At 63.4% G+C, this 14187-nt stretch carries 9 protein-coding genes; 7 read left to right on the forward strand and 2 right to left on the reverse strand.

The features are described 5' to 3' along the window. Nucleotides 1-175: 175 nt before the first annotated feature. Nucleotides 176-1603, reverse strand: a complete 1428-nt coding sequence (locus MPC4_RS17355) for a helix-turn-helix domain-containing protein (protein ID WP_174513628.1) — start codon at nucleotides 1601-1603, stop codon at nucleotides 176-178. Nucleotides 1604-1721: 118 nt separating this feature from the next. On the opposite strand from MPC4_RS17355, the gene MPC4_RS17360 reads away from it, so the two are divergent. From MPC4_RS17360 to MPC4_RS17390, 7 genes are all read left to right on the forward strand, one after another. Further along, nucleotides 1722-3254: an acyl-CoA carboxylase subunit beta gene (locus MPC4_RS17360; RefSeq protein ID WP_174513629.1), complete on the forward strand. Its 1533-nt coding sequence runs from the start codon at nucleotides 1722-1724 to the stop codon at nucleotides 3252-3254. Nucleotides 3255-3270: 16 nt separating this feature from the next. After that, entirely contained in the window at nucleotides 3271-5280 is a 2010-nt protein-coding gene (locus MPC4_RS17365; RefSeq protein WP_174513630.1) for an acetyl-CoA carboxylase biotin carboxylase subunit, read from the forward strand. A gap of 114 nt (nucleotides 5281-5394) precedes the next feature. Continuing rightward, complete coding sequence (locus MPC4_RS17370; protein WP_174513631.1) at nucleotides 5395-7269, forward strand: methylmalonyl-CoA mutase subunit beta; 1875 nt, start codon at nucleotides 5395-5397, stop codon at nucleotides 7267-7269. A 4-nt stretch (nucleotides 7270-7273) separates the two neighbouring features. Continuing rightward, complete coding sequence (gene scpA / locus MPC4_RS17375) at nucleotides 7274-9451, forward strand: methylmalonyl-CoA mutase (protein WP_174513632.1); 2178 nt, start codon at nucleotides 7274-7276, stop codon at nucleotides 9449-9451. A 16-nt stretch (nucleotides 9452-9467) separates the two neighbouring features. Beyond that, entirely contained in the window at nucleotides 9468-9890 is a 423-nt protein-coding gene (mce, locus tag MPC4_RS17380) for a methylmalonyl-CoA epimerase (protein ID WP_174513633.1), read from the forward strand. A gap of 71 nt (nucleotides 9891-9961) precedes the next feature. Then, complete coding sequence (locus tag MPC4_RS17385) at nucleotides 9962-11635, forward strand: electron transfer flavoprotein-ubiquinone oxidoreductase (RefSeq protein WP_174513634.1); 1674 nt, start codon at nucleotides 9962-9964, stop codon at nucleotides 11633-11635. A gap of 405 nt (nucleotides 11636-12040) precedes the next feature. Continuing rightward, a complete protein-coding gene (locus MPC4_RS17390; RefSeq protein WP_174513635.1) occupies nucleotides 12041-12514 on the forward strand; it encodes a hypothetical protein in 474 nt (157 codons plus the stop codon). Between the two features lie 61 nt (nucleotides 12515-12575). Here MPC4_RS17390 and MPC4_RS17395 read toward each other — a convergent pair whose 3' ends face one another. Continuing rightward, nucleotides 12576-13601 carry a ribonuclease Z gene (locus MPC4_RS17395; RefSeq protein ID WP_174513636.1) on the reverse strand — a complete coding sequence of 342 codons (1026 nt, stop codon included), beginning with the start codon at nucleotides 13599-13601 and terminating at the stop codon, nucleotides 12576-12578. Between the last annotated feature and the right edge of the window lie 586 nt (nucleotides 13602-14187).

The raw sequence follows: 14187 nt of genomic DNA on the forward strand, positions 1-14187 counted from the left end.
CAGCTCCCTCCCGTTGTCAGTGGGCGGCTACTGCGATTTCGATATTTTTGGCGATCCGCCGCCTGGAAATAGTCGGCTGTTCTGCATTCGTGGAGCGGAGTTCTAAACCAATGCCATGCGCCTGACAATTTCGCGCAGGCGACTGTTTTCCTGCCGCAACCAGAGAGGCTTGGCGTTATTCGACCTGATAGGGGATAATGCCGCGCCGGTTGGGATCAACGGAGATGCGCCGGTCGATCGGTGGCACGGCGCGCTGGTGGCAGTCGGCGCGGTCGCAGAGTCGGCAGCTGACGCCGATCTTTACGAGCGGCGAAGGGTTTCGAAGGTCGATCGCATCCGAGTAGACGAAATCGCTAGCGTAAGCCAGTTCGCAGCCGAAGCCGATCGCATAATGGAGGCGGAGCGCATCAAAGCGCGCCTCTCCCTTGGAGACGGCTCTTGCGATCGAGAGATAACGCACGCCGTCCGGCATCTCCGCCGCCTGAACCAGAAATCGATCCGCTGTTTCAAAAGCCTCGTGAATGTTCCAGATAGGGCAGGCGCCTCCGTAACGGGCGAATTGAAACCGCGTCGCGCTGTGCCTCTTGGTGATGTTGCCCGCCCGGTCGACGCGCAGAAAATACATTGGCACGCCCTCGTGACCCGGGCGCTGCAGCGTCGACAAGCGGTGGCAGACCTGTTCCATGCTGACGTTGAAGCTGGTTGCGAGACGCTCCACATCATGCCTGACCCGGCGTGCCTCTTCCTGGAAAGGGCCGTAAGGCATGAGCAGGGCGCCCGCGAAATAATTGGCGAGGGCCGCGGCGCAAACCCCGGCCGCGTCTGGCCCGCGGAACGCGGCGCCTGCGGTGAGGGCGTCGATCTTATCGGAATGGGCGAGAAAGGCGAGATGACGCGCCAGCGCGAAGCACTGCGTGGAGAGCGGCAAGGCGTCGTTCAGCACGAGCCGCTTGCGCTCCGGCTCCAGCCGGCTCACGAAATGCGAGCCGGCTGGCGGCGCCTCGCGAATTACTGAAATGCCATATCTGCTCTCGATATGGTGCGGAAGCTGCGTTTCGACCTTCTCCGGACGGCCTCCCCATTTGGCGGCGAGGCCTTCCGCCGCATGGTCCAAACCATCGACGTAGTTTCCGATGAAGTGGAAGAAATCCCTGACTTCGTCGAAGGACGATTGCTGCACGGCCGCGCCTGCCGATCCCCCCGCGGCGTGCAGAGCTTCATCCAGGGTGCGGTATTTCTCCTCGAGCCGCTTATAGAGGCCGTGGAGATCGACGAGCGCGCGCGCCACGCGCGGGGCGTGCAGCGAAACGGCCTTCAATTCGCGCAGCGTGACGTCGGCGTTGGCGATCACGGGATCGCCGAGCAGCTCCCGCAGCGTCGCGACCAGGCGATCGCTATCGTCATCGGAGAAAACGGCGACGCTGACCCTCAGGACGCGCGCCAACTCGACCACAATGGTGCCGGAGAGGCTGCGCTGGTTGGCCTCGATCTGGCTCAAATAGCTGGAGGAGACGCCCATACGTTTGGCGAGCTCGAGCTGCGTCCATCCGCGCGCCTCCCGCAATACGCGGATCATGTCCCCTGCAAAAAGTTTTCGCTTCATGTAAACTCGCCAATTTAACTCTTTTGCTAGTTTGCACGAAAATCATTGTGTTTGCAGTACCCTTCGATGATCAAACTGATAAGACTGATTGCTTGAATGAAACAAGAGACGCCTTTCGATGCGTGAAATGCTGGAAAAATTGGAGAGGCGTCGCGAAAAGGCGCGATTGGCCGGCGGCGAAAAGCGCATGGCGGCCCAGCACGCGCGCGGCAAGCTGACGGCGCGTGAGCGCATCGAACTCCTGCTGGACCACGGCTCGTTCGAAGAGTTCGACATGTTCGTCGAACATCGCTCGACCGATTTCGGCATGGACGCGCAGAAAATCCCTGGCGATGGCGTCGTCACCGGCTGGGGCACGGTGAACGGCCGCGCGGTTTTCGTGTTCTCGAAGGATTTCACGGTCTTCGGCGGCTCGCTGTCGGAGGCCCACGCCCAGAAGATCATCAAGGTCCAGGATATGGCCGTGAGGATGCGCGCTCCGATCGTCGGCATCTTCGACGCCGGCGGCGCGCGCATCCAGGAGGGCGTCGCGGCGCTCGGCGGCTACGGCGAAGTGTTCAAGCGCAATGTTCTGGCCTCGGGCGTCATTCCGCAGATTTCCCTCATCATGGGGCCCTGCGCCGGCGGCGACGTCTATTCGCCCGCGATGACCGATTTCATCTTCATGGTGCGCGACACCAGCTATATGTTCGTCACCGGCCCGGACGTGGTGAAGACGGTCACGAACGAGACGGTCACGGCCGAGGATCTCGGCGGCGCGCGCATCCACACGACCAAATCGTCGATCGCGGACGGCGCCTGGGAAAACGACGTCGAGGCTCTCCTTCAGGTGCGGCGCCTGATCGATTTTCTTCCGGCCTGCAACACGAGCGGCGTTCCCGAATGGCCGTGCACCGACAACGTGGATCGTCTCGATTACTCGCTCGACACGCTGGCGCCCGAGAGCGCCAACCAGCCCTACGACATGAAGGAGTTGGTGCGGAAGGTTGCCGATGACGGCGATTTCTTCGAACTGCAGGAATCCTTCGCCAAGAACATTCTGACCGGCTTCGTGCGCATCGACGGGAGGCCCGTCGGCATTGTAGCGAACCAGCCGATGGTGCTCGCGGGGGTGCTCGATGCGGATGCGTCGCGCAAAGCCGCCCGTTTCGTCCGTTTCTGCGATTGCTTCGAGATCCCGATCGTGACCTTCGTCGACGTGCCGGGCTTTCTGCCGGGGACGGCGCAGGAATATGGCGGCCTCATCAAGCATGGCGCGAAGCTGCTTTACGCCTATTCCGAAGCGACCGTGCCGCTTCTCACCGTGATCACCCGCAAGGCGTTCGGCGGCGCCTATGATGTGATGGCCTCAAAACACGTCGGCGCCGATCTCAATTACGCATGGCCGACGGCGCAAATCGCGGTGATGGGCGCCAAGGGCGCCGTCGAGATCATCTTCCGCCAGGATCTTGGCGACCCCGCTCTGATAGCCGCGCGCACCAAGGAATATGAAGATCATTTCATGTCGCCGTTTATCGCCGCTGAACGCGGCTATATCGACGAGGTGATCATGCCCAACGCCACCCGCCGCCGCATCGCCCGCGGTCTCGCCATGCTGCGCGTCAAGAGGACCGAGAGGCCCTGGCGCAAGCACGACAACATCCCTCTGTGAACGAGGCAAACGTCCTGTGTTCTCAAAAATTCTGATCGCGAACCGCGGCGAGATCGCCTGCCGCGTCATCCGCACGGCGCGGCGAATGGGAATCCTCACGGTCGCGGTCTATTCCGACGCCGACCGGGGCGCGTTGCACGTTGAGATGGCCGACGAGGCCGTGGCGATCGGGCCCGCGCCCGCGGCGCAATCCTATCTCTCCATCGAAAAGATCATCGCGGCGTGCCGGGAAACCGGCGCCGAAGCGGTCCATCCCGGTTACGGCTTCCTTTCCGAGCGGGCAGCCTTTGCGCAGGCGCTGCAGGCTATCGGCATCGTCTTCATCGGTCCCAATGTCGGCGCCATCGAGGCGATGGGCGACAAGATCGAATCGAAGAGAGCCGCCAACCGCGCCGGCGTGTCGACAGTGCCGGGCTTCCTCGGCGTCATCGAGGACGCCGATCACGCAGTCAAGATCGCCGGGGAGATTGGTTATCCGGTCATGATCAAGGCCTCCGCGGGCGGCGGCGGCAAAGGCATGCGCATCGCCTATTCCGCCGAAGAGGCGCGCGAGGGCTTCGCCCGTTCGCAATCAGAGGCCGCCTCCTCTTTCGGCGATGATCGCGTGTTCGTCGAGAAATTCATCACCGATCCGCGCCATATCGAGATTCAGGTGCTAGGGGACAAGCACGGCAATGTCGTCTATCTCGGCGAGCGCGAATGCTCGATCCAGCGCCGCAACCAGAAGGTCATCGAGGAGGCGCCCTCTCCGCTGCTCGACGAAGAGACGCGCCGCAAGATGGGCGAGCAGGCCGTCGCGCTCGCCAGAGCCGTCGGCTATGACTCGGCCGGCACGGTGGAGTTTGTCGCCGGGCAGGACCGCTCATTCTTTTTTCTCGAAATGAACACCCGCCTGCAGGTCGAGCATCCGGTGACCGAGCTCATCACCGGGCTTGACCTCGTAGAGCAGATGATCCGCGTCGCCGCGGGCGAGAAGCTCAGCTTCAGCCAGGCTGACGTCAAGCTCGACGGCTGGGCCGTGGAAAGCCGCGTCTACGCGGAAGACCCGACGCGCAATTTCCTGCCTTCGACGGGGCGGCTCACGGTCTATCGGCCACCAGCGGAAGGTACGGCCGGAGGCGTCACCGTGCGCAACGACACCGGCGTTTTCGAGGGCGGCGAGATCTCGATCCACTATGATCCGATGATCGCCAAGCTGGTCACGCACGCGCCGACGCGCGCTGCGGCAATCGAAGCGCAGGCGCAGGCGATCGACGCTTTCGCCATCGACGGCATCCGCCACAACCTTTCCTTCCTCGCAGCGCTCATGGCGCATCCGCGCTGGAAGGAGGGCCGGCTCTCGACCGCCTTTATCGCCGAGGAATTCCCCGAGGGCTTCCAGCCCGCAGCGCCGGAAGGCGAGACGGCGATCGTCATCGCCGCCGTCGCAGTGTCGATCGATCATACGATGAATGAGCGCAAGCGGCGGATTTCCGGTCAGCTGCCGACGCCTGCTCCGGTGCGTTTCGAGCGGGACCGCGTGGTCATGCTGGGCAAGCGCGCTTTGCCCGTTAAGGTTGGCGAGACGGCGCCGGACGGCGCGGTGGACGTCGTTTTCGCGGCAAAGCGCACGGTCCGGATCAAAAGCGAATGGCGTCCCGGCGAGCCGGTCTGGCATGGGACGATCGACGGGCGCAAGGTCTCGGTCAACATCCGCTCGATTTTGAACGGGGCCGTCCTGACCCATGCCGGAGCGTCGGTCGCCGCCCGCGTCTTCACCCGCCGGGAATCGGAGCTCTATGCGCTGATTCCAGAGAAAGCCGCGGCCGACACCTCGAAGCAATTGCTCTGCCCGATGCCGGGGCTCGTCAAAATGCTCGCCGCTTCGCCAGGCCAGGAAGTCAAGGCCGGCGAGCCGTTGGTCATCGTTGAGGCGATGAAGATGGAAAACCTGCTGCGGGCCGAGCGTGATGGCGTCATCTCGAGGGTGCTCGCCAAGGAGGGCGACAGCCTGCCCGTCGACGCCGTCATCCTCGAATTCGTTTGAGATGAAATTTGGAAGGACCGTCGCCATGTTGGGGAAGAGCCTTTCAGCGGTCGATCTGGCGCGGGAACAATCCCTGACTGCGGCTTGCGCCTTTCGGGACAAGGAAGATGCGCGATGACCGGCAATGACGAGATGAGCGCAGCGGCTTGGCGCGCCCGCGTCGACAAGGTGTTGAAGGGCGCGGATTTTGACCGCGCACTGGTCTCCAGAACGGTCGAAGGCGTCGACATCCTTCCGCTTTATTCCAAGGCGATTGGCGCGGCGCGCGCGGTCCGGGCCCAGCCTGGACGCTGGACCGTGACGCAGCGTGTGGATCATCCCGACGCGGCGAGCGCCAACGCCCTGGCGAAAGCGGATCTCGAAGGGGGAGCATCCGCGCTGACGCTGGCGTTTGCCGGCTCGGCCGGCGCGCGCGGCTTCGGCGTCGCGGCCGATCGGCTGGGCGACGTTCTCGAAGGCGTTGCTTTCGACGTTGTTTCGTTGTCCCTGGAGCATCCGCCTTTCGCCTATGAGGGCGCCATCGACGCGTTGAGCGATCTCGCCACGCGCCGAGGATATGATATCGGGCGGCTCCTGATTGATTGCGGCGTCGATCCGATCGGCGACATGGCGCGGACGGGGACGAAGCCTGCCGGCGCGCCTGTCGGTCCGGCGCTCGGCGAGGTCCTGCGCCAGCTGCGCGGCCGTGGCTTCGCTTCGCCGGTCTTCCGCGCGGACGGGCGCATCCATCATGAGGCTGGAAGCTCGGATGCGCAGGAACTGGCGGGCGTGCTGGCGAGCGCGCTCTCCTATCTGCGCGGGCTCGAGGCGTCGGGGTTTTCTCTCGAAGAAGCCAGCGGCGCAATCAGCTTTCTCCTCGTTGCCGACGCCGACGAATTCATGACGGTCGCCAAGTTCAGGGCCTTGCGCCGTCTGTGGCGCGAGGTGGAGGCGGCCTGCGGGCTTGGGGCGTCGCCAATCCAGATCGCGGCGGAAACCGCCTGGCGGATGACGACCCGCCGCGACCCATGGGTTAATCTTCTGCGCGCTACGACCGCAGCTTTTTCCGCCGCGATCGGGGGAGCCGACGCGATAACCGTATTGCCTTTCACGGCGCCGCTCGGCCTCGCCGACGCATTCGCGCGGCGCATGGCGCGCAATACGCAGATCGTGCTCTCGGAAGAGAGCAATCTTTGGCGCGTCGCCGATCCGGCCGCGGGAGCCGGCGGCTTTGAGGCGCTGACGAACGCTCTTGTGGAGCAGGCCTGGAGCCTGTTGCAAACGATCGAGCGCGCCGGGGGGCTTCCTTCCATGCTCGAGAGCGGGGCGTGGCAGGCCGCGATCGCGGAAAAGCGCAAGGAGCGCGCCCAATTGATCTCACGGCGCAAGCTGCCGCTCACCGGAACAACCGAGTTTCCCAATTTGGCCGAGCAGCCCGTCGAGCCGCTGATGCCGGCTCCCGCCGTTCCCGGGAGCGCGGCGGAGCCGGACTTTCCGCCGCTTGGATCTTTTAGGCTCGCGGAGCCGGTGGAGCGCCTGCGCGATCGCGCCGAGGACTTTGAGAAAGCGACGCAACATCCGGTCGCGATCTTTCTTGCGACGCTTGGCGAGCCTCCGGCGTTCACGGCGCGCGAGGGTTTTGCGCGCGGCCTGTTCGAAGCTGGCGGCGTGCGCGCTGTAGTAGCCGGGGAGGTGATCAACTCGCCGCAAGCCCTGGCCGCCGCGTTCCGCGCATCCGGCGCTAAATCCGCCTGCCTCTGCTCGTCGGACGCAACCTATGCCTTGCCGGCTGGCGACGCGACCCATGTCGGCGATACGCTGGCGGAGCAGGCCGCGCGGACGCTAAAGAACACCGGCTGCGTCTTCCTGGCGCTGGCGGGCCGGCCGGGCGATCGCGAGGCGGCTTATCGTGAGGCAGGAGTCGACGCTTTCATCTACGCTGGCCTCGACGTCGTCGCGTTTTTGAACGACGCTCATGCCTGCATGGGACTGCCGATCGAGAGGGACTGACGCCATGACCCGCATTCCCGATTTTTCAACGCGGCCGCTCGACATCGCGAAAGCGGCGCCCGCGGGGCGGCTCCCGGCGTTTGGCGAACCCTGGCTGACCGCCGAGGAGATCCCGGTCAAGCCGATCTATGGGCCGGATGACCGCGACGGCCTTGATTTTATCGACAGCTATCCGGGGCTGGCGCCGTTCGTGCGCGGTCCCTATCCGACCATGTATGTCAACCAGCCCTGGACGATCCGCCAATATGCGGGATTTTCCACAGCCGAAGATTCCAACGCCTTCTACCGGCGCAATCTGGCGGCTGGCCAGAAAGGCCTTTCCGTTGCTTTCGATCTTGCAACGCACCGGGGCTATGACAGCGATCATCCGCGCGTCGCGGGCGATGTCGGCATGGCGGGGGTCGCAATCGATTCCATCTACGATATGCGCACGCTGTTTTCAGGCATTCCGCTCGATCAGATGAGCGTGTCGATGACGATGAACGGCGCCGTGCTGCCGATCCTCGCCCTTTTTATCGTGGCCGCGGAAGAACAGGGCGTGCGGCCGGAGCAGCTCGCGGGCACGATCCAGAACGACATTCTCAAAGAATTCATGGTGCGCAACACCTATATCTATCCGCCTGCGCCCTCGATGCGGATCGTCTCCGACATCTTCGCCTATACCTCTGCGCATATGCCGAAGTTCAATTCGATCTCGATCTCCGGCTACCACATGCAGGAAGCTGGCGCGTCGGCTGATCTCGAACTCGCCTATACGCTTGCCGACGGCGTCGAATATGTCCGCGCCGGGCTCGCCGCCGGGCTCGATATCGACGCCTTCGCGCCGCGCCTGTCGTTCTTCTGGGCGATCGGCATGAATTTTTTCATGGAAGTCGCAAAGATGCGCGCGGGGCGGATGCTTTGGTCGCGGCTGATGCGGCAGTTCGCGCCGAAGAACGAGAAATCCTCCGCGCTGCGCACCCATTGCCAGACTTCCGGCTGGTCGTTGACGGCGCAGGACGTGTTCAACAATGTCACCCGCACCTGCGTCGAGGCCATGGCCGCGACGCAAGGGCACGCGCAGTCTCTCCACACCAACGCCTTCGACGAGGCGCTCGCGCTGCCGACGGATTTTTCCGCCCGCATCGCGCGCAATACCCAGCTTTTCCTGCAACAAGAATCAGGCACGACGCGCATCATCGATCCCTGGGGCGGCTCTTATTATGTCGAGCGGCTGACCGCCGATCTCGCCGAAAAAGCCTGGAGCCATATCGCCGAGGTGGAAAAGCTCGGCGGCATGACGAAGGCGATCGAAGCCGGCATCCCGAAGCTCAAAATCGAGGAAGCCGCCGCCAAGACGCAAGCGAGGATCGACGCCGGCCAGCAGATCCTTGTCGGCGTCAACAAATATCGCGTCGAAGACGAACAGATGATCGACGTTCTGAAGGTCGATAATTCAATGGTGCGCGCGCGTCAGATCGAAAAGCTCGAACGCCTGAGAGCCGAGCGTGACCCCGGCAGGATCTCAGTCACTCTTGGGGCCTTGACCCACGCCGCAGCGAGCGGCGACGGCAACCTTCTGGCGCTCGCGGTGGACGCCGCCCGCGCCAAGGCGACCGTAGGCGAAATTTCCGCCGCGCTCGAGACCGCCTGGGGACGCCACAAGGCGGAAATCCGGATTAATTCCGGCGTCTACAAGACGTCCTTCGGCGAAACCGACGACCGTCTGGTGCGGGTCGACAGACTCGTCAAGGATTTCGCGGCGGAGGAGGGGAGCGCGCCGCGCATTCTGGTTGCGAAGATGGGGCAGGACGGACATGACCGCGGGCAGAAGGTGATCGCAGCGGGTTTCGCCGATCTCGGCTTCGACGTCGCCATCGGCGCATTGTTCGCAACGCCTGAGGAGGCGGCCCGGCAGGCGATCGAGGGCAAGGCGCATGTCATTGGCGTGTCCTCGCTGGCCGCGGGGCATCTGACGCTCGTGCCGGCCCTCAAGGCGGAGCTGGAGCGGTTCGGCCGCCCGGACATATTGATCGTCGTCGGCGGCGTCATCCCACCGCAGGATTATGACGCGCTCTTTGAAGCCGGCGCGGCGGCCATCTTCCCGCCCGGCACGCCGATTACCGAAGCGGCGCTGACGGTGCTCGAACATCTCAACACCCATCTCGGCTACCGTCAAAAAGAGCCGGCGGCCTATCTTTGAACGCAGTGGAAAGACGATGATCGGACGACTGAACCATGTGGCGATTGTGGCGCCGGACCTTGCCGGGGCGGCGCGCCGCTACAGGGATGTTCTCGGCGCCGAGGTTTCCGCTCCCGTGCCGTTGCCGGAGCACGGCGTTACTGTCGTGTTCGTCAATCTTCCAAACAGCAAAATTGAGCTGTTGACGCCATTGGGGGCTGAGTCCCCCATCGCCGGATTTTTGGCGCGAAACCCCGGGGGCGGCGTTCATCATCTCTGCTATGAAGTTGACGACCTCATCGCGGCGCGCGATCGGCTGATCGCCTCCGGCGTGCGCGTGCTCGGAGACGGCGAGCCAAAAACAGGCGCGCATGGGCTGCCCGTGCTGTTCCTTCATCCCAAGGATTTCAATGGCTCATTGATCGAACTGGAACAGGCGCGGCCGGGGGAGGTCGACTGATCATTCCTCCTCGTATAAGGGGCTAAGCGGCGCGGGCGCGGACCGCCGCGCGTTTCAAGGGAAACAAGCTTATGACCTCCGAGACGAGACTGCCTGAGCGCGAGACCATGGAGTTTGACGTCGTGATCGTCGGCGCCGGGCCGGCCGGTCTCGCCGCAGCGATCCGCCTCAAACAGTTGAACCCTGACTTTGCGGTCGTGGTGGTGGAGAAAGGCTCCGAGGTCGGAGCCCATATTCTGTCCGGCGCCGTGATCGATCCTGTCGGTCTCGACAAGCTGCTGCCCGGCTGGCGCGGCGAAGAGACGCCCGTCGTGACGCCTGTGACCGAGGACCGCTTTTACGTCCTGACCGCAAAAGGAGGCGTGCGGCTGCCCAATTTCGCCATGCCGAGGCTGATGTCCAATCATGGCAATTATATCGTCTCGCTCGGCAATGTCTGCCGCTGGCTGGCGAGCAAGGCGGAGGCGCTGGGCGTTGAAATATTCCCCGGCTTCGCCGCCGCCGAGACGCTCTATAATGAAGCTGGCTCCGTGATCGGCGTCGCCACCGGCGATATGGGCCTGATGAAATCCGGCGAACCCGGTCCCAATTACCAGCGCGGAGTCGAGCTTCGCGGCAAATATACCATGATCGCGGAGGGCGTGCGCGGCTCCCTCGCGGGTGGGATCATCGCCCGCTACGATCTGCAATCAGGCAAGGACGCGCCGAAATATGGCATCGGCCTCAAGGAGCTCTGGAGCGTTGATCCTTCGCTGCACCGGCCGGGGCTTGCGCAGCATTCATTCGGCTGGCCGCTCGACGCCAAGACCGGCGGCGGCTCTTTCCTCTATCACCTCGAAGACAATCAGGTCGTCGTCGGCTTCGTCGTCCATTTGAATTATAAGAACCCTTACCTCTCGCCGTTTGAGGAGTTTCAGCGGTTCAAGACGCATCCGCTGATCGCTCCTACCTTCGCCGGCGGACGGCGGATCTCCTATGGCGCGCGAGCGATCTCCGAAGGCGGCTTCCAATCGATCCCCAAGCTGTCGTTTCCAGGCGGCGTGCTCATCGGCGATTCCGGCGGCTTCGTGAACGTGCCGCGCATCAAGGGCAGCCATAATGCGATCCTCTCCGGCATGCTCGCGGCCGAGCATGTGGCGGGCGCCTTGCAAAAGGGCGCCGTAGGCGCCGACCTTTCAGCCTATGATAAGGCGCTGCGATCGGGCGAGGTCGGACGCGATCTCTGGAAAGTCCGCAACGTCAAGCCGCTCTGGTCGAAGTTCGGAACCCTTGTCGGCGTCGCGCTCGGCGGAATCGACATGTGGACCAACGAACTTTTCGGAGCATCCTTCTTCGGCACGCTGAAGCATGGCAAGCCGGATCATAAAGCGACGGAGCCGGCAAACCAGCATCGGCCGATCGCCTATCCGAAACCGGACGGCAAACTGACGTTCGACCGGCTCTCATCGGTGTTCCTGTCCAACACCAATCACGAGGAAGGCCAGCCTGGGCATCTGAAGGTCAGGGACATGGAGCTGGCGCGCCGCTCGGAGCTTGGCGTCTATGCCGGGCCGAGCCAGCGCTATTGCCCGGCCGGCGTCTATGAATGGCTGACCGAAGGCGCCGGCGGCTCGGAGAAAGACCGCTTCGTCATCAATGCGCAGAACTGCGTGCACTGCAAGACCTGCGACATCAAGGACCCCAACCAGAACATCGCCTGGACTGTCCCCGAAGGCGGCGGCGGCCCGAACTACCCGAACATGTAGCCGCCCAACGCCATCCATCCTCCGATCTCCACAGCTTCAGACCGGCGCGGAACGCGGGCGTCGTTGGATCGCTGCGGCGACCCCGTCCCGGTGGGGTTTTCGGTCTGCCGGCGTAAACATTCTACTGCATTTTGTAGAGAGGGCGTCGAGCTGCCGGTCGCGCAGCTCTAGCTTCACATCTTTTGATTGCTGTTGAAAAAAATCGCCGCCGACTTGCGCGCGCTGTAGATTCGGCGCCGAAGTTGTGCGAATGAGCGAATCACTGGTAAGGTTTCTATATGATAGGCGCGAATCGACCAGTTGAATCGGGGAGGCGCGTCTCATTTTAAAATTCGAGGATCGGCTATCTGGGCCACACCCGGCTGCGATCCGTTCCATCAACCGATCAACATGAGCGAAGGCGTCATGGATACATCAATCGAACGCATCCACGCAAAGATCACTGAACTGGAGACGAAGATCGCGGATCTTCGCATCGCAGAACGAGAGCTCCTGGCTCTCGACGAGAGTTCCGCGCGACAGACAACAGTGGCGTCAGCGCCAAAGCGAAAACAGAAGCCGGGACCAAAGGCGAGCCCTCGACCGAAGCTCAAGGGCAAGAAGGCGAGCGAGCCGGACGCGGCGCGCCAGACCATCGGCGCGGCGATCGCCGATGTCCTTGACCAGCATGGCCCACTCCTCGCCGCCGAGATCGCCGAACACGTCAAGGCCACCGGCCGGGACATCAACAATCGAACAGTGTCCTTCGCGCTGCAGGCCTTGAAAAAGCGGGGCCTCGCCAAAAACACGGATGGCAAGTGGGCGGCGCCGAAGGCGCGCTCTCGCCGTTCCCGGACGTCTCCGGACGCTGGCGCGCCTGAGGTAGAAAAGGCCGCGTAAAAAGCGATGCGCGCCCTGCGGGCCTGTGAAATTCTTCGGCGTTTCGCAGCCTGCTCGGCGATCAATTGCCTGAACGCATGGACGGCACGGCGATAGCCTCATCGCTTTGAAATGCCTGCTCGGCTTCGCGGCGCAGGCGGTCCGGCGTTTCAAGGTAACGCGCGGAGTGATGGAAGGTCGTGACGCGCGCCACCCTCGCCCGGCGCGCCAGTTCGCCCGCCTGGGCGGCGGTGAGATGCCGCCGCGCAGCTGCGATTTCGGTGTCCTCCGCGGCGAAAGCGGCCTCGATAAAGAGGTGATCGGCATCTGCGGCGAGTTCAAGAATGCGGTCGATGTTTGCCGGCGTGAACGCAACGTCGGTCACGTAGACGATGCGCTGACCTGGCCCAGTTTTCAATACAGTCTCTTTCAGGACGCCGAGCGGCAGCGACCGGCCGGCTCCGACCGCCACAGGCGTCGCATCATTCGCGCGGCATCGAACCGCATTCTTCGCGGCGTTGAGCCAGGGACCGACCTCAAGACCAAGCCGCTTCAGCCCATCGGCCCATACATTCACGCGCATCGATTCCTGTAGCGCGAAGGCCAGACACGGGATGCCGTGGTCGAGCGTGCGGGCTTCGATCAGGAAGCCCCGGTCCTGCATGACGCAATAAGCGGGCAGGCTGTTGCTGGCGAGCGGTTGCGGATGAAACGCATCGCGCGCGCGAAACATTGTTAAGACGCGAAGCGCGTCATTCTCGAATTCTGCGGCGACAATCACGAAATCCATCGAAGCTTCATCGAGCAGATTCCAGCTATATGCTGCGAGCTTGGCCGTGACGCCGCCGATAAGGCCCACCGGACCGACGATCCGCAGGAGACCCGCCCGGGAGAGATGGGTGCGCAACAGCCGATCGAATCCGATGAAGTGATCCATATGCAGATGGCTGACAAAAACGTCGCTGACACGCAGCAACTCGCGTGACGACAATGGCGCCAGATCGCCAAGGTCGAAGAGCATGGCGCGGCGGCCGAAGCGGAAATCGATGAAGAGCCCCGGATCGGAGAAGGGCTCGTTAACGAGGCGAGGCTGCGCAAGGAAGCTCATGGAGCGCCATGACCGCTGTGCGCCACAGCCGCCGAATGCGGCGGCTTCCTGGAGCTTTCCAGCACCATTCTAAGCTTGCCTCAGGTTGCGCATACCGGCCATCATGCTGTGTGAGTTGAAGTACGGCGACAAGCCGGGGCGCGAGGCCCAGCCCGCGGCAGGGTATCTGATTTACTTCCGCCGGCAAGACGGCCGGAAGGCGCCGCTAAGCAATGCGGGAGATCGGTCGCGAAGCTCGAGCCGGTCATCATGCTCAGCCCGGGTTGTCAGATCGTCGGGCAAGTGGAGAGTCCGGCGATGCGCCCATGTCTATTTGGCGACCGCGCATCTCGACCATGACCCGGCAAATAATCGTTTGCGCAACCTGAAGGCGTTCTGCCAGCGTTGCCACATGCTGCATTACGGGGACGAGCATCGCCGCCGGCGCTGGCTTACGCTTCGCATGCGCAAGGCCCTCGGCGATCTGTTTCTTGGGCCACACAGATTCGGGGGATTGCTCAAAAGACCCGTTGAGACTTTGAGTGCGAGCCGTCCGATTGGGCGTGACAAGCGCCAACGCCGCCTTCGCGTTTATCGCGCGGAACTC

Source organism: Methylocella tundrae (genome assembly GCF_901905185.1).
GTDB lineage: Bacteria > Pseudomonadota > Alphaproteobacteria > Rhizobiales > Beijerinckiaceae > Methylocapsa > Methylocapsa tundrae.

Excerpts from the sequence above, each read along its gene's own strand:
- MPC4_RS17355 (WP_174513628.1), bottom strand. The coding sequence starts at position 1,603 with ATGAAGCGAAAACTTTTTGCAGGGGACATGATCCGCGTATTGCGGGAG.
- MPC4_RS17360 (WP_174513629.1), top strand. The coding sequence starts at position 1,722 with ATGCGTGAAATGCTGGAAAAATTGGAGAGGCGTCGCGAAAAGGCGCGA.
- MPC4_RS17370 (WP_174513631.1), top strand. The coding sequence starts at position 5,395 with ATGACCGGCAATGACGAGATGAGCGCAGCGGCTTGGCGCGCCCGCGTC.
- scpA (WP_174513632.1), top strand. The coding sequence starts at position 7,274 with ATGACCCGCATTCCCGATTTTTCAACGCGGCCGCTCGACATCGCGAAA.
- mce (WP_174513633.1), top strand. The coding sequence starts at position 9,468 with ATGATCGGACGACTGAACCATGTGGCGATTGTGGCGCCGGACCTTGCC.
- MPC4_RS17385 (WP_174513634.1), top strand. The coding sequence starts at position 9,962 with ATGACCTCCGAGACGAGACTGCCTGAGCGCGAGACCATGGAGTTTGAC.
- MPC4_RS17390 (WP_174513635.1), top strand. The coding sequence starts at position 12,041 with ATGGATACATCAATCGAACGCATCCACGCAAAGATCACTGAACTGGAG.
- MPC4_RS17395 (WP_174513636.1), bottom strand. The coding sequence starts at position 13,601 with ATGAGCTTCCTTGCGCAGCCTCGCCTCGTTAACGAGCCCTTCTCCGAT.